At 60.3% G+C, this 22,323-nt stretch carries 18 protein-coding genes and 1 pseudogene; 14 read left to right on the top strand and 5 right to left on the bottom strand.

The window, feature by feature from the left end; all coding sequences use genetic code 11:
* Positions 1 to 923: 923 nt before the first annotated feature.
* The 8 genes from EV641_RS11585 to EV641_RS11550 all read left to right on the top strand — a co-directional run bounded on the left by EV641_RS11585 (position 924) and on the right by EV641_RS11550 (position 10,295).
* On the top strand, positions 924 to 1,559 hold the full coding sequence (locus EV641_RS11585; protein WP_132471913.1) for a hypothetical protein: 636 nt from the start codon (positions 924 to 926) through the stop codon (positions 1,557 to 1,559).
* Positions 1,552 to 2,907, top strand: coding sequence for a glutamine synthetase (locus EV641_RS11580; protein WP_132471912.1), 1,356 nt, complete (start codon positions 1,552 to 1,554; stop codon positions 2,905 to 2,907). Before EV641_RS11585 ends, EV641_RS11580 begins: the two co-directional genes overlap by 8 nt.
* A complete protein-coding gene (locus tag EV641_RS11575; protein ID WP_132471911.1) occupies positions 2,904 to 4,013 on the top strand; it encodes a Zn-dependent alcohol dehydrogenase in 1,110 nt (369 codons plus the stop codon). Before EV641_RS11580 ends, EV641_RS11575 begins: the two co-directional genes overlap by 4 nt.
* Entirely contained in the window at positions 4,010 to 4,774 is a 765-nt protein-coding gene (locus tag EV641_RS11570; protein ID WP_132471910.1) for a gamma-glutamyl-gamma-aminobutyrate hydrolase family protein, read from the top strand. Before EV641_RS11575 ends, EV641_RS11570 begins: the two co-directional genes overlap by 4 nt.
* Before the next feature lie 41 nt (positions 4,775 to 4,815).
* On the top strand, positions 4,816 to 6,306 hold the full coding sequence (locus EV641_RS11565) for an aldehyde dehydrogenase family protein (protein WP_132472145.1): 1,491 nt from the start codon (positions 4,816 to 4,818) through the stop codon (positions 6,304 to 6,306).
* Positions 6,307 to 6,677: 371 nt separating this feature from the next.
* Positions 6,678 to 7,940 carry a Glu/Leu/Phe/Val dehydrogenase gene (locus EV641_RS11560; RefSeq protein ID WP_132471909.1) on the top strand — a complete coding sequence of 421 codons (1,263 nt, stop codon included), beginning with the start codon at positions 6,678 to 6,680 and terminating at the stop codon, positions 7,938 to 7,940.
* Between the two features lie 195 nt (positions 7,941 to 8,135).
* Positions 8,136 to 9,437 carry an aspartate aminotransferase family protein gene (locus tag EV641_RS11555; RefSeq protein ID WP_132471908.1) on the top strand — a complete coding sequence of 434 codons (1,302 nt, stop codon included), beginning with the start codon at positions 8,136 to 8,138 and terminating at the stop codon, positions 9,435 to 9,437.
* Between the two features lie 75 nt (positions 9,438 to 9,512).
* Positions 9,513 to 10,295: an SDR family oxidoreductase gene (locus EV641_RS11550; RefSeq protein WP_132471907.1), complete on the top strand. Its 783-nt coding sequence runs from the start codon at positions 9,513 to 9,515 to the stop codon at positions 10,293 to 10,295.
* A gap of 91 nt (positions 10,296 to 10,386) precedes the next feature.
* Here the strand turns inward: EV641_RS11550 and EV641_RS11545 are convergent, their stop codons facing one another.
* Together EV641_RS11545 and EV641_RS11540 are read right to left on the bottom strand one after the other, a co-directional pair.
* Positions 10,387 to 11,337 (bottom strand): alpha/beta hydrolase, encoded by a 951-nt coding sequence (locus EV641_RS11545; RefSeq protein WP_132471906.1) that lies wholly within the window; start codon positions 11,335 to 11,337, stop codon positions 10,387 to 10,389.
* A gap of 103 nt (positions 11,338 to 11,440) precedes the next feature.
* Positions 11,441 to 12,313, bottom strand: a complete 873-nt coding sequence (locus EV641_RS11540; protein WP_132471905.1) for a phytanoyl-CoA dioxygenase family protein — start codon at positions 12,311 to 12,313, stop codon at positions 11,441 to 11,443.
* A gap of 312 nt (positions 12,314 to 12,625) precedes the next feature.
* Between EV641_RS11540 and EV641_RS11535 the strand changes: the two genes are divergently transcribed.
* The 4 genes from EV641_RS11535 to EV641_RS11520 all read left to right on the top strand — a co-directional run bounded on the left by EV641_RS11535 (position 12,626) and on the right by EV641_RS11520 (position 16,813).
* Positions 12,626 to 13,417, top strand: coding sequence for a CoA transferase subunit A (locus tag EV641_RS11535; protein WP_132471904.1), 792 nt, complete (start codon positions 12,626 to 12,628; stop codon positions 13,415 to 13,417).
* On the top strand, positions 13,414 to 14,043 hold the full coding sequence (locus EV641_RS11530) for a 3-oxoacid CoA-transferase subunit B (RefSeq protein ID WP_132471903.1): 630 nt from the start codon (positions 13,414 to 13,416) through the stop codon (positions 14,041 to 14,043). Before EV641_RS11535 ends, EV641_RS11530 begins: the two co-directional genes overlap by 4 nt.
* Before the next feature lie 159 nt (positions 14,044 to 14,202).
* Positions 14,203 to 15,666 carry an NAD(P)/FAD-dependent oxidoreductase gene (locus EV641_RS11525; RefSeq protein ID WP_132471902.1) on the top strand — a complete coding sequence of 488 codons (1,464 nt, stop codon included), beginning with the start codon at positions 14,203 to 14,205 and terminating at the stop codon, positions 15,664 to 15,666.
* 373 nt (positions 15,667 to 16,039) lie between these two features.
* Positions 16,040 to 16,813, top strand: coding sequence for a 3-hydroxybutyrate dehydrogenase (locus tag EV641_RS11520; RefSeq protein ID WP_132472144.1), 774 nt, complete (start codon positions 16,040 to 16,042; stop codon positions 16,811 to 16,813).
* A 1,303-nt stretch (positions 16,814 to 18,116) separates the two neighbouring features.
* Here the strand turns inward: EV641_RS11520 and EV641_RS11505 are convergent.
* Positions 18,117 to 18,611, bottom strand: coding sequence for a MarR family winged helix-turn-helix transcriptional regulator (locus EV641_RS11505; RefSeq protein ID WP_241997098.1), 495 nt, complete (start codon positions 18,609 to 18,611; stop codon positions 18,117 to 18,119).
* A gap of 110 nt (positions 18,612 to 18,721) precedes the next feature.
* Between EV641_RS11505 and EV641_RS11500 the strand changes: the two genes are divergently transcribed.
* Positions 18,722 to 20,362 (top strand): MFS transporter, encoded by a 1,641-nt coding sequence (locus EV641_RS11500; RefSeq protein ID WP_132471900.1) that lies wholly within the window; start codon positions 18,722 to 18,724, stop codon positions 20,360 to 20,362.
* Positions 20,363 to 20,428: 66 nt separating this feature from the next.
* Here the strand turns inward: EV641_RS11500 and EV641_RS29720 are convergent.
* Positions 20,429 to 20,724, bottom strand: a pseudogene (locus EV641_RS29720) (IS3 family transposase); the annotation flags it as partial.
* A gap of 294 nt (positions 20,725 to 21,018) precedes the next feature.
* On the opposite strand from EV641_RS29720, the gene EV641_RS11490 reads away from it, so the two are divergent.
* The gene (locus tag EV641_RS11490; protein WP_132471898.1) at positions 21,019 to 22,080 is read left to right on the top strand and encodes an IS110 family transposase; all 1,062 of its coding nucleotides are present in this window, start codon (positions 21,019 to 21,021) and stop codon (positions 22,078 to 22,080) included.
* A gap of 74 nt (positions 22,081 to 22,154) precedes the next feature.
* Here the strand turns inward: EV641_RS11490 and EV641_RS29195 are convergent, their stop codons facing one another.
* Positions 22,155 to 22,310 (bottom strand): hypothetical protein, encoded by a 156-nt coding sequence (locus EV641_RS29195; protein ID WP_158289147.1) that lies wholly within the window; start codon positions 22,308 to 22,310, stop codon positions 22,155 to 22,157.
* Between the last annotated feature and the right edge of the window lie 13 nt (positions 22,311 to 22,323).

The raw sequence follows: 22,323 nt of genomic DNA, 5'->3' as shown, positions 1-22,323 counted from the left end.
ACGTATGCCCTGGCGACGATATCGCGTGGGCGCTGGTCCTCGGCGTGCTTGTTGCACCAGATGATGTATCGACGAATCATCGACGGCCGCTCCCGCTGACTGCCGTGGTCGGTGCCATCGAGCGCGAAGTACAGCAACGCGGTGAACTGCGCCTCGATGCGGTTGAGCCACGAACTGTTCGGGGTTACGCGATCTCGACATTGCTCTGTCCGCCCACTGAGCGATCCGTTGACACTTCTGTGTGGTCATCAGGTGCGGTGAGAAGCTTTCGCAGACGATCGCCATGCGTACCTCCGCCGGGTAGAAAGCGCGGTGCGGTTCTTGGTGGTCTTGACGTGCCCGTACGGCTTGTCTTTGTCGAGGTCGTACGCGGCGAACGAATGCGGCACCCGTGCGGACGGTTGTAGGTCGCCCGCCGGCGGCGCCTCGGCTCGCGGACCGGATCCTTGTGCTTGCCCCCACGCTCGGCCCACTGCCGGCCCGGATGCGGTTGCAGTTTCAAGGGCCCGAACTCATCGAGATAGACGACCTCCTATGGCTCACCGGAGTCGGGCACAAAGCGTTTGTCGTGCTCGAGCCCTTTCCCTCGCGCTCGCGCTCGCGCTCGCACTCGTACTCGTACTCGTACTCGTACTTGTTCTGTTGTCTCCCCAGGCTGACCGATCCCTTGGCCGCATGACCGCAACCAGGCGGTGTGTCGGCTATAAGGGGGGCGAAGGTTGATGGGTGCGGCATTAGGAGTCGTACGGCACGCGATCCTCTTGATGGCGTAATCGGTCAAACTATTCGTTTTGACGAAGATTTGACACTCAACGATTGACATCTGCGCTCGCTGCCAGCATCCTGATCATATGATCCAGTCATACGTCAAAGATGACTGTTGGGCTTGTCGCCATAGAGAACCATCACGAGGGGAAGTGTTCATGACCGAAGTTGACCAGATCGGTGCCGGCGTCGTCACCGAAGATGACGCGACGCCCTTCGTTCGTACCGTCGCGCGATCTATTCGCTCAGCACTGCGGCAGGGCACGTCGCCGAGTTTGGGCGTGCCCACCAGTCCGCAGACTGTGGTGATTTCAGCGAAGGGGAGCCCGCAGTCGGCGACGTGCATCCTGGCTGATGGTCGAATTGAGATCAGCCACGGAGCCGTGGAGGCTGCAATGGCGACCGTGGCGGTCGATGCCTACGATCTTGCTGTGGACGTCGACGCGTCGATTGGCGATATTGATTTGATCAAAAGTATCGCAACACTGCTGAATTCGCCATCGCCGTCAGATTGGAAATCTGCTGCGGACGGGTTCTGGCTGCGTACCGCTGGTGCGCCGGGGATGCCGAACGAACTGATTCTCGAATGTGCACAGACTCAGGACCGGGTTGTGTTGGGGGAGGGGCTTCCCACATACCGGATCGTTGCAGACCGCGACGTCCTTTCCCGGTTGTGTACCGGCACGGTGGGCTTTCTCGAAGCGCTAGACGCCGGAGACATCGCCGTTCAAGGAAGTTTTCCACAGTTGTCGGTGATGACCGGCGCTTTCAACACGATGAGGTTCGATGTCTGAATCAATTGCCACATGGTTGGCCGATCACAATATCCGAGAGGTGCGTGTCGAGGGGACGAACCTCGAGGGCTCGCTTATCGGAAAGTTTGTCTCTCCCGCGAAGTTCCTGTCCGGCTTGACATCCGGATTCGCATTCGCCGACGTCGCCTTTGGATTGGACCTGTCCAACAATGCGCAATTCGGATTCGCGATGCCGGACTGGCGGGGCGACCTTCTCGACATCTACCTGCACGTAGATACAGATACGCTCATCGAGTGGTCGCCTGGATGTGCGTCCGTCATCGGTGAGTTCCACAAGCCCAATGGGGAGCCGATCTCGGCGTGTCCGCGTGCAGCGCTGCGACGCATGGTCCAAGATCTGAGCGGACTGGGCTACGAGGTGAAGTCTGCGGTCGAAATCGAAGCCAGCCTCTTCGAGGAATCGATCCACGAGGCTCGCGCCAAGGGATATCGCAACCTCACACCACTCGGCGGAACCGCCGGCTCGTGCTACCACCTTGCCAAGTCGGCAGACTGGACCGAGTACATGAGAGCGGTAGTCGAACGACTCGACGAAGTGGGAATTCCCTGGGAGGCATACAACGACGAGGCAGCCGCAGGTCAGGTCGAGTTCAACATTTCGCCCTCGGACCCGATTTCCACCGCCGATCACTGGGCGCGCACACGGCAGATCATGCGCGAAACAGCTTTTGCCATGAACAAAACTGTCACATTCATGGCGAAGTACTCGGACGAATACGGTCAATCTTCACACCTCAACGTCTCCCTTGAACGCGACGGCCACAATGCGTTCTACGCCGCGGACGGAATGTCCTCGGTGATGGACGAATTCATCGGCGGACTCATGGCCACACTGGTCCCGGCCACATCTTTCGCGCTACCGATGATCACCTCGTATCGCCGTCTGGTCGACCTCGACGGCCCTCCCACCACTGCGACGTGGGGAATCGCCAACAAAACCGCGGCCGTCCGGGCAGTCGTCGGCCACAAGACGCAGGCGCGTATCGAATACCGCACCCCCGGATCCGATTCCAATGTCTATCTGGTCCTCGCTGTCATTCTTGCCGGCGGCATCGCCGGCTTCAAGAACAAGATCTCTGCACCCGCACCATTCCGGGACATGGCCTGGTGCCTACCCGAAGGCGTCGAGCGAATCCCTGACACCCTGAGCAAGGCAGTCGCAGCGCTGAAAGGAGACACCCTACTGGCCGAAGTCCTCGGACAGGACCTCATCGACTACTGGGTCGGCACCCGAGAGTGGGAGTGGCTGCAATTCCACACCGGTGGCGGCGAGCCTGATGTTGGTCTCACGCAGTGGGAGTCCGACCGCTACTTCGAGCTGCCATGAGCAGGCAGATACGGGCAGCAGTTCTCAACAAGGCACCGGGTCAACTCGACCTCGAAGTTCTCGAGCTCGACGCGCCCGGGCCTGATGAGGTTCTCGTCGGCATCGTGAATGCCGGTCTGTGCCACTCGGACCTGCATGAAATCGACGGTACTTTCGAGACCGAGCCGCCGATTCTCCTAGGACATGAAGCAGCGGGAATCGTGGAGATGGTTGGGGACAATGTTCGCGACATCAAGGTCGGTGACCACGTCGTCAGCTGCCTTTCCGCGTTCTGCGGGCAATGCAGGTACTGTACTAACGGGCATCTGTCGCTGTGCATCCACCGCCACGAACTTTCTCACGCAAGGCCGCGGCCGCGGCTGGTCAACCACGCCGGCAATGACGTACGCCCGACAGCCGGGATCGGTGCATTCGCCGAAGCGATGACGGTGCACCGCAATGCAGTAGCGGTCATCCCGGATGACGTACCCTTCGCCCCCGCGAGCATCCTCGGATGCGCAGTCACAACTGGCCTGGGCGCAGTGTTCCGTTCCGCGCAGGTACAGGCAGGGGCGACTGTCGCCGTTATCGGTACAGGCGGGGTGGGGATGATGGCGATCCAGGGGGCCCGGATCGCAGGCGCCAGCAAGATCATCGCCATCGACGTTGTGCCGTCGAAACTCGAGGCTGCCCTCCGATTCGGCGCCACCGATGTCATCAATTCACGGACGATCAACCCAGTTGCGGAGGTACAGAGCCTTACCGACGGCGGGGTCGACTACAGCTTCGAGGCCGTCGGACGTGCCTCGACTGCGGGACAGGCATTCTCGATGTTGGCACCCGCAGGCGTTGCGACAGTGATCGGAATGATCCCCGATGCAACACCAATCGAGATCCGGGGATCGGAACTGTTTCTGCAAGAGAAGAAATTGCAAGGCTCATTCATGGGTTCCAACCAATTCAAGGTCGACATCCCTCGGTACGTCGAGCTCTACAAGCAGGGGCGACTGATGTTGGACGAAATGATCAGTGAACAGCTGGACCTGGACGACATCAACAAGGGATTTGAGATTCTCAAAGCCGGCGGCGCTACAAGAGTCGTCCTTGCCATGGGAGGAAAACGATGAAGCCACTGGTAGGAATCACCGGCCGACGGCTGCAGTCCTCGGTCATCACTCACATGGACAGTCGATACGCCGAGCGTGACATCGACTTCTATTTCACCGACTACGCAAGCAAAGTTGCAGCGGCAGGAGGGATTCCGGTCCTGCTACCCTACGAGGCCGGACATGAGGAAACGGTTGATCGTATCGACGCTCTCATCATCACGGGTGGCCAAGATGTGCATCCGGCGATGTGGGGTGGTTCCGTGGAAGATGCGAGCGTTCCGGTCGGCTCGTCGCGGACGAGTGGGTTCGCGCTCGATGCTGACCGCGATTCGTACGAGTCGGCTTTACTTCGGGCGGCCATCGACCAGTCGGTTCCGGTTCTAGGTATCTGCCGTGGCCACCAGCTACTCAACGTGGTGCGAGGAGGAACACTGATCCCGGACCTGCCACCTTCGTCGGTCGAGCACTATCTGACGGATGCAGCGCCCACGGAAGGTCGTCCGGAGCATGTGGTCTCCTTCGTGCCGGGCAGCCTTGCGCACTCGCTGTACGGACCAACTCGTGTCGTCAATTCGTGGCACCACCAGGCTGTTGATCTGGTCGGTTCCGGACTCGTCGTTTCCGGAACCGCTTCCGACGAAATCGTCGAAGCGATAGAACTGCCGGGCCATCCGGTGCTCGGGGTGCAATGGCACCCGGAATGGCAGGTCGCTCCGGATCCGGCGTTCGACTGGATCGTGTCGACCGCGTTCGAACGCCAGCACGTGGGATCGGCGTAAACGACAGCGCTCGCTCTTCCGCACCACCGATTGGATTCTTGATGAACCTGACACAACTCGACGACTGGCTCAAACTGCGCGATGACACAAACCTACCTAGTGGAATGTGGATCGATGGCCGAAGCGTAAGCGCCGAAGACGGTGCGACGAGCCCCTTGGTGTCGCCCCGCGACGGGGAGGTCCTCACACGTCTTCCGGCCGCGAGTGCAGGCGATGTAGCCCGTGCGGTGAGTTCGGCTCGGGCGGCCTTCGACAGTGGCATCTGGTCCAGGGTGTCGCCCCGTGAGCGTGGCCTGGTGTTGATCCGGTGGGCTGAACTCCTCGAGGAGCATCGAGACGAGATGGCTTTGCTGATCGCACTGGAGATGGGTAAGCCGGTCTCGGTTGCCTGGAATGTGGAATTGAAGACGACAATCGGGCTGATCCGATGGTACGGCGAGCTGGCTGACAAGCTGATGGATGAGTCTCCGCGAGGTAAGGGCGACGCTCTTGCATTGGTAACTCGTGAGCCGGTGGGTGTGGTTGCTGCGATTACCCCATGGAACTTCCCGATGACGTTGTCGACGTTCAAGATGCCGGCCGCCCTGGTTGCGGGTAACACCGTTGTCCTCAAGCCGGCGAGCCAATCGCCGTTGTCGGTACTGCGAGCGGCACAGCTCGCAACCGAGGCCGGTCTTCCTGATGGCGTGCTGCAAGTGATTACCGGAAGTGGTCCGGTCACCGGCGCGGCACTGGCCACCGATAACAATGTAGCGACGTTGACGTTCACCGGGTCCACCGATGTTGGTAAGCAACTCCTGCATTACTCGGCTGAGTCCAACGCGAAGCCGGTGTGGCTCGAGCTCGGCGGCAAATCGCCGAACATAATCTTTCCGGATGCCCCCGACATGGCCGAGGCCATCAAGACCGCAGGTTGGGCGATCGCGTTCAATTCCGGTCAGATGTGCACCGCGGGTTCACGTTTGCTGGTTCACCGTGACGTTCACGATGAGGTTGTCACCGGCGTCACCGACTATCTCCGTGCGCTGAAGGTCGGGGACCCACTCGACCCCGAGACCGACTTCGGCCCGCTCGCCTCACGGCGTCACCGCGACGACGTACTAGCAGAGATCAGCAAGGGTGTGCAGACCCAGGCGAAGCTTGTGCTGGGCAGCGACCAGCCTCTCGACAGGGCCGGCTGGTTTGTCGAGCCTGCGATATTCACAGGTGTGAAGGCTGATGACCGTCTGGCGCAGCACGAGATCTTCGGTCCGGTGGTCTCGATCCTTGCCTTCGACGACGAAGACGAAGCTATCGCGATCGCAAACAATTCCGCCTACGGGCTGGGCTCCGCGGTGTGGACGTCCAACCTGTCCCGTGCCACCCAGATCTCACGCCGGCTCGACGCCGGGCTGGTATGGGTTAACTGTTTCGAAGAAGGTGACTACTCGGTTCCCTTTGGTGGTCGCAAACTGTCGGGCCATGGCGGCGACAAGAGCGTTCACGGTCTCGAGAAGTTCACAACGACGAAAACTACCTGGATGGCCGTCTGATGGACTGCCGGCCAACTGATAGTCGTCAACTTCGAGTGTGCGTAAGCAATGAAGCTTACGTGCACGGGCGTGGAGAACCTCATCATGAATGCGGTATCGACAAGGGTTGACGCTACATCGCCCGATGCAGGGCGCCTCACGAGGTAGTGGTGATTGATGCGTTGGTCAAGACTTCCATTCGAAGGGCCCAGCACGTCGATCTCCATAACGGCGACAGGGTTGGCAAGATCTCGCATGCGGGACTGACTTTCGTTTCGGACAGGGTGAGTGTGGAAGCAGCTGCACCCAAAGGGATTCCGGGTCGGCGAGGCGGGTGAGAGATTCGAGTCAGGTCGCTGAACGCTGCGTATGGGATCACGAGAGGAATAGAAATGACTGCTGTAGTCGAAGTGAAGAATCCCCTGTTGGATGCGCATACACAGTTGTCGCGCGCTGTGGAGGTGTTGGGCTACTCGGCGGGGATGTATGACATGTTGGCGACGCCGCGGCGGGAGTTGACGGTCAGCGTTCCGCTGCGTCGCGATGACGGAACGGTAGAGCTGCTGGTGGGACATCGAGTACAGCACAACCTATCCCGTGGTCCATCCAAGGGTGGGCTGCGGTACAGCCACGACGTGACGTTGGACGAGGTGCGGGCACTCGCGATGTGGATGACGTGGAAGTGCGCGTTGGTCGACGTACCCTACGGTGGTGCCAAGGGTGGCGTGCGGTTCGACCCGAGACAATACTCCCGCAGCGAGGTTGAGCGGGTTACACGCCGCTACACGTCGGAGATCATGCCGATGATTGGCCCGTCGCAGGACATCCCTGCACCTGACATCGGTACCGACGAGGACATCATGGCCTGGATGATGGACACCTACTCGGTGAACCGCGGTCATACAGTGCTCGGTGTTGTGACCGGCAAGCCGGTTGCGCTCGGTGGGTCGCTTGGGCGGGCGAGTGCGACGTCTCGCGGCGTTGTGTACGTAGCCTTGGCCGCTATGCGGCACCAAGGCCTCGAGCCTGCCGCCTCGACGGCCGCGGTGCAGGGCTTCGGTAAGGTTGGTCGCGGCGCAGCGCGTTTCCTGGAGGAAGCCGGGGTCAAGGTTGTTGCCGCTAGCGATCAATACGGTGCCGTGCACGCGTCGCAGGGTCTGAATATCCGCGCGCTGGAGTCCCATGTCGATGCAACGGGTTCTGTAGCGGGGTTCACGGAGTCGGAAGCTTTGGACGAGCCCGATGACCTGTTGTACTTGGAGATTGATTTGTTGATCCCGGCCGCCGTTGAGGGGGTCATCACCGAATCGAATGCTCGGCGTGTTCGGGCGGCAGTGGTGGTCGAGGGTGCGAACGGACCCACATCGCCAGGGGCGGACGACATACTCACCGCAAGAGGACAACTCGTAGTCCCCGATATTTTGGCAAACGCCGGTGGAGTGATCGTGTCGTATTTCGAGTGGGTCCAGGCCAACCAAGCGTACTGGTGGGCTGAGGCCGAAGTCGAGAAGCGACTGGAGGAGCGTATGGTCCGGGCGTGGGAGAGGGTGAGAGACCATGCAGTCCTGCATGACATCCCGTTACGTTTAGCCGCGACGTCGTTGGCCGTCGAGACGGTCACCACCGCACACCTTGCCCGGGGTCTGTACCCATAGTCAGAGCCGTAGGTCAGATCGACGAGTAGTCGATCAGTCGTGGGTTCGACCAAGTCCGTGATCGAGTCTGCGCCTGCGATTTCACTGATAGACCTCCACTGGGTCAGGTGGGCATGAGATTGGCACATTAGAAGTCTGGTCGCATCGCGTCGGCGGTGCCCGATCTGAGGGTTCGCCCTCACTAGGAGTGATCTGATGTCGAGTTCGGATACGCAGCCCAGTAGCCTACGTTCGCTGGATGCCTCGCGAATGGCGTTTGAGCGTGCCAAGCTCAGCGTGGGCGGCGGAGTAAGTTCGGGCATGCGGGCCGCGACGAAGCCGCACCCCCTGTTCGTCACGAAGGCAAGTGGTGCCCATGTGTGGGACTTGGATGGCGCTGAGTTCATCGACTATGTCATGGCCTGGGGCCCTAGTATCGTCGGCCACAGCCATCCGCATGTCGTCGACGCCGTGATGGAGGTTGTCCCTCGCATGCAGATGGTAGGCATGGGACATACGTTGGAATACGAGGCCGCCGAGTTGGTGCTTGATGCTGTGCCCGGTGCAGAACGTTTGCTGTGGACGAATTCAGGGACCGAGGCAGTCCAGATCGCACTTCGCCTTGCACGCGCCGGCACCGGGCGCAGCAAGATCGTCAAGTTCGTCAGGAGCTACCACGGCTGGCACGACTCGGTGTATGCGAGCATGGGCGCGAACAACACAGCCGAGGCGGCCGTGCCGAGCAGTGCGGGCCAAAGCCTCAACGCAATCCGCGATCTCATCGTCACCGAATTCAATGACATTTCGGCTGCTGAGCGAATCCTCAGCGAGGCCCGAGAGCGTGACATCGCAGCAGTGCTGATCGATCCGATCATGAGTAACGCCGGCCTGATCCCGCCTGCTCCCGGATATCTCGAGCGCCTGCGCGAGTTGTGCGATGAGTATGGTGTTGTCCTGGTCTTCGACCAAGTCATTTCCGGATTCCGCATCGCACGCGGTGGCGCCACGGAACGCTACGGAGTGACCCCTGACCTCTCCACTTTCGGCAAGGCTATCGCGGGCGGTTTCTCGCAGAGCGCTGTCGTCGGGAACGCGACGTTGATCGACCAGGTTCAGCGCGGTGTGTCACACGCAGGAACGTATAACGGCAACCCCGTGGCGCTGGCGGCGGTAAAAGCAACTCAGGAGGTTCTTGCTGAACCAGGAGTTTTCGATCGACTCGAAGAGGTCTCGGCCTACTTCGAGTCCGGCATCCAGTCGGTCTTCGACCGACTTCCATTTCGCCCGACGCTGAGTCGCGTCGGGTCGTTCGCCGCCTTCGTTCCGCAATCTGCAGGATCGATAGTTGCAGCCCCAGAGGATATTTGGGACCGGATTACCGCAGGGGCGCTGGCGCGGGGGGTCGCATTTCTGCCGACAGGCAAGATTTTCCTTTCCACTGAGCACACGCTCGCGGATGTCGATCGCACGGTCGCGGTATTGGGTGAGGTTGTCGACGAACTGGTCCACGATGGGTAGTCGGTGTTTGTCGTGCGAGTTGCAGACACAGACTACGGACAGTCCTTCCGAGGATCTACTGAACTGAAATGAGCTATGCCCGAGAAACAGCTGGAAGACAAGGTCGCAGTAGTGACCGGTGGGGGTCGAGGCCTGGGACTGGCCATGGCACGAGGCCTTGGCCAGGCGGGCGCCAAAGTTGTGATCGCCGGGCGGTCCAAGGAGACGCTTGATGATGCTGCGGCGACCATGGCGGCTGAGGGAGTCGAGGTGCTGGCCGTTCCTACTGATGTATCTGATTTCGCGGCCATCGAGCGAATGTTTGATGTGGTGATCGGCTGGGCCGGGAAGATCGACATTGCGATCAACAACGCAGGCATTGGCCACGAGGCGCCAATAGTTGACGAGAAGGTTGAGGAATGGGAACAAGATCTGAGGGTCATGCTCACGGCGCCGTTCCTGGTGATTCAGCAGGCAGCTCGCCGGATGGACTCGGGTGGAGCGGTAGTAAACATCTCCTCGATCGATGCTCGCGCCGCGGACGGAACATTTGCGAGTTACAACGCGGCCAAGGCCGGGCTTATCAGCCTGACCAAGTCGGCAGCTGTGGAGCTCGCTCCCCTCGGGCTTCGGGTGAACTCGGTGAGTCCCGGCTATGCGTCGACCGACATGGTTGCCGAGGAACTCGGACCGGCGATGCTCGCGCGGATGACAAAACACTTCGACCGAGTACCGATGAAGCGGATGGTGACGGTTGAGGAGGTCGCCAACGCGGTAGTCTTCCTGGCAAGCCCGCTCGCTTCCGGTATCACGGGCACAGACCTGATTGTCGATGGAGGAACGCTCGCGAACCTGTACATCCAGGAGACCCTGGTCTGAGAACCCCAGGGTTCCGTGATGACAGGCAGGCAGGGCGGGCACCGGTGGTGCCCGCCCTCATTGGTTCGAGTCATACGGGTGTGCTCGCGTGTCAGGGGTTGCTTTCTGTATCGATCGTGATCGACCAAGCTTCGACTAGGCGCTCCGCTGCTTCATCGATCGCTTGTGCTGTGCGTGCGTAGGTGCCGACCTCGGTGAAGAATCCGTGAAACACACCAGGGTACCGGGTTATGGTGGCATTAACGTCGGCATTGCGGAGTTGTTCGGCGAAAGCTTCGGAGTCGTCGCGGAGTACATCAACGTCTGCAGTGATGATGTGTGCGGGTGGGAGCCCGGCCAGCGACGGTGCCTTCTCAGGCGACACCAGCGGATTGGTCGTGTCGTTCTCATCGCTGAGGTACAAGGACATGAACCACCGGGCGTCGGCTGCGGTCAACAGTGGCGCGTTGGCGTGCTCGGTCCACGAGGGCCGCTGCGATTCGAAGTTGGTCGGTGGGTAGGCCAGGAGTTGGAAGCAGGGGAGCGGGTCATCGGTGCGCATCGCAAGCTGGCAGACGGCGATGGCGAGATTTGCGCCGGCGCTGTCCCCTCCAATCGCGATTCGGCTCGGATCGACGCCGAGCTCGGAGGTGGTGTGTGCGACCCAGTTGAACGCGGTGACACAGTCATCGAGACCAGCCGGAAAGGGATACTCTGGTGCAAGCCGATACTCGACGGAAACGACGACACAGTTTGTCTTCGTCGCGAGGGCGCGGCACAGTTCGTCGGCGCCGTCGAGTCCTCCGATCGTCCAGCCGCCACCGTGTATGTACACGAGCGCCGGCAGCTTGTCGGCATCGCAGGGACGGTAGATCCGCACGGTGATGTCGTGGCTATCGGCCGGGATGGTGACATTCTTGACCTCGCGGACGGCCGTGAGTGGCACCTTGCCCGATGGAGTGTCGAGCAATTCACGTGCTTTGGCTACTCCGAGTGTGTAGATCGGAGCGGGGAGTATCGAGGACAGCGAGTCTGCTGCCACCTTCGCATCGGGATCGAGCATCAATATATCCATCTGTGTGAGTAGCAGATTGGAGTTCTGCTGAGTGAATAGATAAGGGGTGGAACGCGCATTGCGGTTCCACCCCTTATCCGGACTGGTTGATTCAGAGTTCGAGTAGACCAGAGATGTCTTCGTAGTTGCTCTGCCAGAGTCCGGGGGAGCCCTTCGGGTAGAGAGAGCGGAATCCAAGCAGTTTCTGCACACGTGGCGTCAGGGTCTTGACCAGATCCAGGTCGAGAAGGAAGGGGTATGCCTCCTCCGGCGTGAGAAAGGCCGGCTGCAGAGGGATGGTCAGGCCGCGGCGGCGTTCGGACTTGGTCACGTTGGCGCCACCACCATGAACTACCTTGCCGTTGAAGAAGATGACGTCGCCAGCTTTCATCTCGGCTGGGATGGTCATTTCAGGAGTGCCACGATCCTCATAGTTATCCCATTGATTACTCTTGGGGATGATGCGCGTGGCGCCGTTCTCGTCGGTGAAGTCGGTAAGTGCAATCAGAAAGTTCACCATTACCATCGGGCCGCTCTTGCCCATTGTTACAGCGAAATGGTTGTTCTCGAGGTCGCGGTGCAGCATCTGCGCCTTGTTGCCTGGCCCGATATCGATGACCTGGGCGGTGGTCATCCAGTAGTCACCGGATTCTTCGCGGTAGACCGCTTCGCCGAGACCGTGGAGCAGATCGTGATCAATGATCTCGTTGCGGAACGTCGGGCTAAGGGTGATCATGTTCGTCAGCCGTTTGGTCTGCGCGCCGTGGAACTCGGCTGCGAACTCATCGTCGTGCTTGGAACCGGCATCGAGTTCGGCGAGCGGGATATCGACCTCTTCGTTGACCCGCCTGACCTGGTCCTCGGTGAGGAATCGCTCGATGATGACCCCGCCATCGGCATCAACGATCTTCAGGATCTCGTCGACAGGTGTCTCCGGCGTGACGTGGCGCAGCGTGAGGCCGGTCTTGGATTCGGTGCTGGTCATGGCGTGTGCTCTCTACTTCGTCGGCGTGACGACCTGAAGTGGATCATATGATTAGGTCGTTTGATCGTGTGACCATGATTACCCCTTCTGGATTCGGTGTCAAGGAGAAACTGGCTCAAATCGGGTGAAGACACGCAGGTTTAACAAGAAGTAGGGGAATTCCTCAGACGCGGACTCCCAAGGCCGATTCTCCGTCGTCGGGGGTTGACAAGTTGCCGTTGAGGCCGGTCTTATAGTCAACGATCTAGTCAAACGATCACATCCTCATCGCGGCCGGGTAGCGCGAGTGGTGGTACGGAATGGAGTTCACCCATGGACAAGGTAGTTTCCTCGGCAGAGGAAGCGATCGCCGATATAGCTGACGGGATGACGATCTCGGTGGGTGGTTTCGGGCTGTGCGGGATCCCGTCGGTCCTAATCGACGCGCTCCTTCGCGCGGAGATCTACGACCTCGAAGTCGTATCCAATAACTGCGGTGTCGACGACTGGGGCCTGGGGCGGTTGCTCGCGGCCCGCCGGATCCGGCGGATGGTGTCTTCGTACGTCGGAGAGAACAAAGAGTTCGCCCGCCAATACCTGTCCGGTGAGCTTGAAGTCGAACTTACTCCGCAGGGAACTCTTGCCGAGCGGATGAGGGCAGGAGGCTCGGGCATAGCTGGGTTCTTCACTCGGACGGGCACCGGCACTCACGTCGCCGAAGGTGGATTGCCCTGGCGCTACGACACGTACGGCGAGGTCGCACTTGCATCTCCGGCGAAGCAGACGCAGCACTTCGACACCCCAAACGGGCTGACAGAGTTCGTTCTCGAGCGGGCCATCACCGCGGACTTCGGCCTGGTGCGGGCATGGAAGGGTGACCGGCACGGCAATCTGGTCTACCGGGATGCGGCACGCAATTTCAACCCGGTCGCGGCGATGTGTGGCGCCGTCACCATCGCTGAGGTCGAAGAGCTTGTCGAACCCGGAGATCTCGACTCCAATTTCATCCATACCTCCGGAGTCTTCGTTCACCGAGTTGTCGAACTGACGCCCGAGCAGGCCGATGACAAGCGCATTGAACGGCTTGTGACACAACCGCGACCAGATCAGGAGGCTGTGCGATGAGCTGGACGCGACCACAAATGGCTGCCCGTGCAGCGGCGGAATTACACGACGGTTGGTATGTGAATCTCGGTATCGGATTGCCGACGCTTGTTCCCGCACATCTTCCACCGGAACGTCACATCGTTCTGCAGTCGGAGAATGGCCTGCTCGGAATGGGTCAGGCACCCTATGAGGGCGACGAGCACCCCGACTTGGTCAATGCGGGGAAGGAGACGGTCACCTTGCAAACCGGAGCCTCGATTGTTGACTCCTCAACATCATTCGGGATGATTCGCGGCGGCAAGATCGATGCGACCATCCTCGGCGCCATGCAGGTTTCTAGGAGCGGTGATATTTCCAACTGGCTCGTCCCAGGAAAAATGGTCAAGGGAATGGGCGGTGCTATGGATCTGGTTCACGGCGCCAAGCGTGTCATCGTCCTCATGGAGCACGTGGCCAAAGACGGATCCCCCAAGATTCTCGAGCAGTGCACCCTTCCGTACACCGGCCGAGGCGTTGTCGAACGGATTATCACTGACCTAGCCGTCATCGACGTTGTCCCCGACGGGTTACGGGTCGTCGAACTCGCTCTGGGGGTCAGAATAGAACATGTCGAAGCCTCCACTGGTTGCGCGCTGATTTGGTGAGTCGGCGAGATCTCGCATGGACTCTCGCGCAATCGCTCACGCAGCGGTTGAAAGACGTTTGTGGCCAATAGCTCGCGACACCATTGACGGGAATTCGTGCCCAACACGATCAGTTGATCAAGTCTAATACGTCAGACCAGAAACCCTTAGGAATCCGCCGTGACCAAGTCAAGATCTGAACACCTCGACGTCCTCATCGTAGGGGCCGGCCTGTCTGGTATAGGTGCTGCCGTCCACCTCAAAAAGGAATCGCCGAACCAAAAGCTGGCGATAATCGAGGGTCGCGACAATCTAGGTGGAACGTGGGACCTCTTTCGCTACCCAGGGATCCGTTCGGACAGCGACATGTACACGCTGGGGTATGGCTTCAAGCCGTGGACCAAGGAGCGGGCTATCGCGAACGGGGAATCCATCCTCGACTACCTGTGGGAGACCGTATCTGAGAACGAGCTCAAGCAGCACATCAGGTTCGGTCATCATGTTCGGCGTGCTGAGTGGTCGAGTGAAGCGCAGGTCTGGACCGTGACCGTGGTTCATCTAGGGGAGACCTTCGACATCACTTGCAAGTTCTTGTTCATGTGCTCCGGCTATTACAACTACCGCCGAGGTTTCACACCGGAGTTCCCCGGACGGGAGAGGTTCACTGGAACGGTGGTCCATCCCCAGTTCTGGCCTGAGGACCTGGAGTACGCGGGGAAGAAGATCATCGTCATCGGGTCGGGTGCAACTGCCATCACGCTGATCCCGAATCTCGCGACCAAGGCTGAGAAGGTGACGATGGTTCAGCGATCACCTTCCTACTTGGCGATTGACCAGGCCATCGATCAGAGAGCCCTCCGCATTCGCAGGCTGTTCGGTGATCGAATCGGCTACGCATTGATCCGCTTCAGGAACACCAAACGTCAGCAGAGGACATATGAGTTTGCCCAGTCTCGACCGGACCAGTTCAAAGAGACGTTGTTCAAGGACATTCGTGAGTTGGTCGGGCAAGACTATCTGGACAAGCACTTCACCCCGACGTATCAGCCGTGGGATCAGCGGGTATGCCTCATACCTGACGGAGATTTCTTTCAGGCCATCAAGTTTGGAAGAGCGGACGTCGAAACCGGAAAAATCCGTACGTTCACGGAGAGTGGTATCGAGCTAGAGTCCGGCGAGCGGATCGACGCCGACATTATCGTTACTGCGACCGGTTTGGAACTCGTTTCGCTAGGTGAGGTCGACTTTGTCGTGGATGGGGAGCTGATCGACTTCTCTAAGCGATGGACTTATAAGGGACTTGCCTTTTCCGGTATTCCCAATCTCGCGTTCACGTTTGGATATGTCAACACCTCATGGACAGTCCGAGCCGAGCTCGTTGCGAAGTTCGTGTCCCGACTTCTCAACCACATGGACAAGGCCGGTGCCTCCTCGGTGACCCCGACTTTGCGTCCAGGCGACAGTTTCATGCCACGAGAGTCGTTCGTAGAGGGCTTCACCTCAGGCTACTTTCAACGTGCCAACGGAGTGCTACCCCGACAGGGTAACCGTGCTCCATGGATCAACCCGCAGAACCACGCTGCCACCAAGAAGCTGCTTACCGCGCGTATCGATGATGGTGTGCTCAAGTTCGCTCACTGCTGACCGCCACTGCAGCGTCCGTACTGATGGAGCAATACGTGTGGCACTGACGGGCCGAACTGGGGCCTGGCCTCTGGTCGAACCTCTGTGGCGTGAGCTTCACCGCAGTCGACCTCTACGAATGATGAAGGCGCCGGGATCGACGGCGAGTCCTGCTGGCAGGTAAGGATTGGGCGTCCGTTTTCGACGCCTGTTCAAGACCAAAGACGTTCTGCAACTTGCTCATCGAGTGCTGGCGGAGTAGTGCACTACGAGTTTGAACTCTCTGAATGAAAGGCTGCTGTGAATGATCGACAACAGGTCTTCCCGCCCCGTTCCACCCACTGGAGCTTCGGTCGACGGACAGTTGAGTTCCACGGTGCGCGACGTCGGTGGAATGAAGTCGGAGCAGCGAACTGGCAGTCGGCCGTTGCATGAAGGCCGCACTGCACTGGTGACAGGCGGCGCCAGTGGCATTGGGGCGGCCATCGCTCGTGACCTAGCTGCGCAGGGGGCACGCGTCACGATCGCTGATCGCGACGAGAATGGTGCACGAACGTTGGCTGATGAGATCGGCGGCAACCTATGGGCAGTGGACCTCTCGGACGGCGACTCTTTGGCATCGCACCCGCTCGAAGTCGATATACTTGTCAACAATGCAGGTGTACAACATGTCTCGCCGATTCATGAGTTTGACCCGCAGATGTTTCGTCGCATGCTCGCGCTCATGGTCGAGGCGCCGTTCCTTCTCATCCGAAGCGCCCTGCCGTACATGTACAGCAACGGCTTTGGACGGATTATCAATGTGTCTTCGATCCATGGGCTTCGCGCATCAGCAAACAAGGCTGCCTATGTCGCTGCAAAACACGCACTCGAAGGACTGTCGAAGACAACTGCACTCGAGGGTGGTCTATATGGTGTCACCAGCAATTGTGTGAACCCTGCATATGTCAGAACTCCCCTGGTGGAGCGTCAAATTGCCGATCAGGCGCGAGTGCATGGCGTTGCCGAAAGTGATGTCATCACGAAGGTAATGCTCGTAGAGAGTGCGATCGACCGTCTCATCGAGCCGCATGAAGTTGCCGCTCTCGTTTCGTTTCTCGCCGGCAAGGACGCTGCGATGATCACCGGTGCATCCTACACCATGGACGGCGGCTGGAGCGCTCGCTGATTGGATCGACGAGTCCAGCTATCGGGTGAGACTCCGCCCAACCGGCCCGACAGATCGGCAGCGTGGATGTGTTCCTCGAAGCCGTCGATCACTCAAGCGCCGGAGACGTCCTCGTAGTCGACAACGACGATCGCGACGACGAAGCCTGTGTCGGAGACCTCGTTGTGCTCGAAGTGCACCATGCCCGACTTGCCGGAATCGTCATCTGGGAGACTTCATCGTGACTCCAGTGAGTTACGCCCGATCCGCTTACCTGTATTCAGCTGCGGCGCATTGCCCGCGGCCCCCAGCGCTTGGAACCCCAGTTGCCGAACACGCTCACCGCTGTGCACGTCGGGGAGCGTCGGATCACTGCCGACGACTTCGTTCTCGGCGACGACGATGGTGTGTTGTTCCTGCCCCTCGCCCGGGCCGCAGATATCGTTGCCGCCGCGAAGTCAATCCGCGAGACCGAGCGAGAAACAGGCGGCCCGCATGCGGAACGGGACCAGCTTCCGCACGCAAGTTCACTTTTCCGACTATTTGTCCCTACGTGATCGCGGGGGCGCCACCTTCCGTCGGCACCTGCGTGCCATAGGTGGCGTCATCGATGAGTGGCGCTGTGCGGTGATTTGCCGAGATGACCGGCTGCCGAGCGCCGAGAGTGTGAGAGAACTTCGAGTGCTTGAGCCGTGAGGGTGCTTCTCGGCGACCATTCGAGGAGGAGATGCTGGCGCCGACGGACTGACTGACTCCTGGTAAGACGCCCCGCTGGGATCCGCTACCCTCCCGCGACAGCCGCTACTCCTGGTGTGTGGGTAGCGAATAGATTGGGAGGCGGCCGTGACCACGGCCGATCGAGGTACAGGAGTCAGCCTCTGGAGCGAGGCTGTCGGCCCTCCATGAGGTCCCACAATTGCAGCGCCAGGCGGAGCTCGATCGCGGTCCGCGAATCGGGGCCGCGAGGGCGGAGTGGAGCTGGTCGAATCGCTGGTAGACGGTGTTGACGTGCACGAAGAGCCGGTCCGCGGTGCCGGACGTGCTGCCCTCGGAGGCGAACCAGGCGCGCAGCGTCTTGAGGAGTGTGCTCCCACGAGCACGAGTTGTACTCGTGTGCCAGGTGCACGTCGCGTTCGATGAACGAGGCCGCGTAGTCGCGGCCGACCTCGCTAAACAACAGTCCGTACGCGCCCGGCTCCTCGGTCGCCGCGCCGTCTCGATGCCTGCATCAAATTCACCCAGAATCACATTCGCCGATATCTACTTCCAAGATCCCGGTGCCCCTCGAAGGTATGGAGACCAGCTGCGTCGTTCGGGGTGACGCTCAGGAGGGAAGGCTGCGCACGTATGCCTCCGTCGTGGAGCTCAGTTCAGCCAAGAACGACTCGAATTGCGTCAAGAGATCATCTGGGTAAGCGCTCATCATCGTGTTCAGCTGAACCGCCAATGGATCGAAGAATGCATCGGCGACTTCCTGTACGCCCGGAGTGGAGCGCAACGTGACGATGCGTCTGTCGGCGTGCACGCGACTTCGCTCTATGTGGCCACCTTCTTCAAGTCGGTTGAGAAGCGACGACGTTGCGCCGGAGGTCAAGCCGATCCTCTCGCTCAACCGTGCGGGCGAGAGGGGTGTTCCTCGCTCTTCGGCTTCGAGGATCTCGATCAGCGCAGATGCATCTGTCGGATGTAGGTCGAGGCTTCCAGCGAAGCGCTTGCCGATCTCTGCGGAGATGGCCCCATAGGCGCGAAGGCCATCCAGTACCCGGTCTCGAGGGTCTGGGACATCCACGGTGTTTTCCTCATCAGGGCCTCGGTTCACTGGTGTCTCTCCGCTCTTTGTCGCCGGCTCAACTATTCGACAAGTTATCACGCGGCGTAGTAGCTTCATGGTAAAGATATCTACTCATGAAGTGTTATGGAGGTTGATGGATGACGCCTATATCGACACAAGCCCGGCGTTGGCTGGGGCTGATCGCCATCGCGTTGGGGGTGGCGCTGATCGTGGTCGATACCACGATCGTGAATGTGATCACGCCATCGGTGATCGAAGACATCGGCATCGACTCGACCCAGGCGCAGTGGATTCAAGAGTCCTACGCGATCATCTTCGCCGCACTGTTACTGCTCGTCGGACGCGTATCAGACCTCCTCGGAGCACGCGCAGTATTCCTTTGGGGTGTCATCGGATTCGGCGTGACAAGTCTCCTTGCGGGTGTGGCACCCAATGGTGAGATCCTGATCCTCTCCCGATTTCTCCAAGGCGTGGCGGCAGCACTGATCCTCCCGACCTCGCTGGCGTTGTTGAACCGGATGTTCACCGGAAAAGCGCGCGGTCAAGCCTTCGCGATCTGGGGCTCCACCATTGGAGCTGCAACTGCACTCGGGCCGGTCATCGGCGGATGGCTCTCCGAGAACTTCTCGTGGCGCTGGGCATTCGGCATCAACATCCCTCTCACCGTCCTGATTCTCATCCTGGCGGCGTTCTTCCTCGTTCCCACGCCACGCAAGCAGGGGAGGGTTGATGTGTCGAGCGCGATCTTGTCGATTCTGGGACTTGGGCTGCTCGCGTTCGGCCTCATAGAGGGCCGCACCTATGGGTGGGTCGTCAGCGAACGTGCCTTCGAATTACCCGGTTTCACTTGGAACTCCGGATTGTCGCCGGCATTCGTCGCCCTGGTGCTCTCGGTGATCCTCACGGCAGTGTTCGTCCGGCGTCAAGTCGTTGCGGGTCGGACCACCAACGAACGTGAGCCGTTCATGGACACGAAACTGTTCTCGATTGCCTCATTCCGCAACGGCAACATCGCCACCACGATCATCGGATTGGGCGAGTACGGCATCATTGCCGTCATTCCGCTCTGGCTCGTCTTCACAATGGATTACACTGCGCTCGAGGCGGGGCTTGTCTTGGTGCCCATCGCTATCGGAAGCTTCGTGGCCAGCGGAATCAGCTTCCCTTTGATGGCGAGAATCTCGCCGCTCGGCTTGGTTCGTATCGGTCTGGTGCTCGAAGTTGTGGGCCTCGCAGGGCTCGGTGCTGTTGCTGCCTTCACTGATGCCCAATGGTGGCTCATCTCTGTCGTGCTCTTCTCTTATGGGATCGGCGTAGGCTTTGCCACCTCGCAGGTCACGAACGTGGTTCTCGCTGATGTGCCCGAGGATGAGGACGGTCAAAGTTCCGGTATTCAGAGCACGTTCCGTCAGCTTGGGTCCGCACTCGGTATCGCGGCATTGACCACAGTGTTCTTCTCCACGTTGAGTTCGAACCTCAGAGCGCGACTCTCCGATGCCGGCCTTCCGGCTGATCAAGTGGCCAGGTTCGGTGACGCCGTGACCGATAGCGCGGGGGCCGCGATCGATCCGCTTGCAGCGAATCCCGCCACTGCGTTCATCGCTGATGCAGCGCGAGAGGCCATGACGCATGGACTCGCCGTGGGTGCATGCCTTGCGGCGGGGTTCCTGGTTCTCGGAGTCATTGCGACCGTGGTGATACCGAATACGCAGAAGATTCGGCCTGAGCCGACCGAATTGCTGGATGGCTCAGGGGGCGTCGTGCACTCTCGGCCCTGATCTCCGATCACTGGGGCCGGAATCTCGAGAGATCCGGCCCCAGCTTCAATCCCTGGGACCGCCGCACCGCTCGATCAGGTCCGGATCCCGGTGGGCTCGCTCATCGCTCTCGGTGGTGACCGTGCGTCATCTGCCGCGGACCGCTCCGGTGAAGCCGGTGATCGACATCAGCCGGGCTACCTGATGGCGGCCGATGTCGTGACCAGCGTGTTTCATCACGTGCCGCATCTTGCGGACACCGTAGACACGCCGATTGGCCACGTACACCGCGTATACGGCGTTCGCGGCATGACGTCGGCCACCTCGGCGGAGACACGTCCGCGTGTCTCCGCCTTGTAGTAGGTGGACGGGGTGATGCTGATTGAATCGCCTGTAAGTGTTTGTGTTGGCCAGCCCGCGGCTGGCTGACAGGATCGGTGTCGTCGCCGGGATCGGTGTGACTCATGAATCGTGTTGCTCCTGATGGGATGCACTTCCCGGGATCTGTCCACTGGTCGTGGCGGCGACGCCGACCCGGCCTTGCTTCGGTGGCTTGATTAGAAGCCTGCCCGACCCGTTGCCTCGGGTCGTGGCCCGTTACAGGCCTGCCTCGAAGTGCTCTTCCCGGGCCGACGCCGACACGCGACGCCGCCTATGGGAAAGGACAACCCGCCGCAATGACCATCGTTGCAGATCAGTACGAGTTAGTCATCGGAGTTGACACCCACGCCGCAAGCCACACCTTGTCGATCATCACGACGGCAACCGGCGCCGTCGATGCTCAGGTGAGTTTTCCCGCGAACCCTGCGGGGCTGGACCGTGCGCGTGCGTGGATCACACGCCGCGCCGCGTCCCGACCGTCATTGGTCGTAGTCGAAGGTATCGGTTCGTACGGGGCCGGCTTGGCCGACCGTGTGCTCGCTGCGGGGTTGCCGGTGGTCGAACCTGCAGCGATGGCTGCCGCAGATCGACGTGGAGTGGGTAAGACCGATGCTCTCGATTCTGTCCGCATCGCGCGATCGGTGCTGGCCGTCGAGATCGATCGACTCCGCAGACCGCGGACCGAAGGCCCTCGCGTGGCGATGCGGGTTCTCGTCGTGGCCAGGGAACAGATGACGTGCGAACGCACCCGAGCGATCAACGCCCTGACCGCATTGGTACGCACAGTTGAGCTCGGTGTGGATGCACGAAAGTCATTGACCAGTACTCAGATAACGACAATCGCATCCTGGCGCACGCGAGGTGAGAGCAGCACGCTGCAAACGTGCCGAGCCGAAGCGGTCCGTCTGGCGAGCAGAATCAAGGCGCTCGACAGCGAGTTGAAGGGCAACCGCAAGAGCCTCGACGCCGCCGTGAAGACCACCGCGCCGGAGCTGTCTGCACTCAAGGGAGTTGGTGCGGTGGTCGCGGCATCCGTTCTCATAGCCTGGTCACATGCGGGACGTGTCCGCAGCGAGGCTGCATTCGCCGCCCTCGCCGGCACCTGCCCAATTCCTGCATCATCGGGGAACACGGTGCGCCACAGACTCAACCGGGGTGGAGACCGTCGACTGAACCGTGCACTAACCACCATCGTGATCGTCCGGATGCGAACAGATTCCGACACCAGAGCCTACGTTGCCCGCCGACGAGCCGAGGGTCGCACGACGAAGGAGATCATGCGATGCCTCAAACGCTACGTCACCAGGCAACTTTTCCGAACCCTCTCAGCAGCTCACCCGAATCTCGGCAACGCTTGACAGATATAGAAGCATCCCGGGTCTGTCGGAGGCTCTCGAACCTGTGAAGGATGGAGCCGGCCTGGATTTCCTCGCTACAACGCGAATGCCCATCCCGCGGTGTCGTGCTCATTCGGGATTGCCATGATCGCGTGCCACAACACGAGAATGTCCAACCAGCGTGTGCTTCGGGAGGGCTGAGCGGGCCGGGCGGATCGGTATCCGGTGGGCACCGCGTAGGGAGAGGGCATTTGCGCAGGTCAC

Source organism: Rhodococcus sp. SMB37, from assembly GCF_004345605.1.
GTDB lineage: Bacteria > Actinomycetota > Actinomycetes > Mycobacteriales > Mycobacteriaceae > Rhodococcus.
This window is presented reverse-complemented; position numbering and strand designations above follow the sequence as displayed.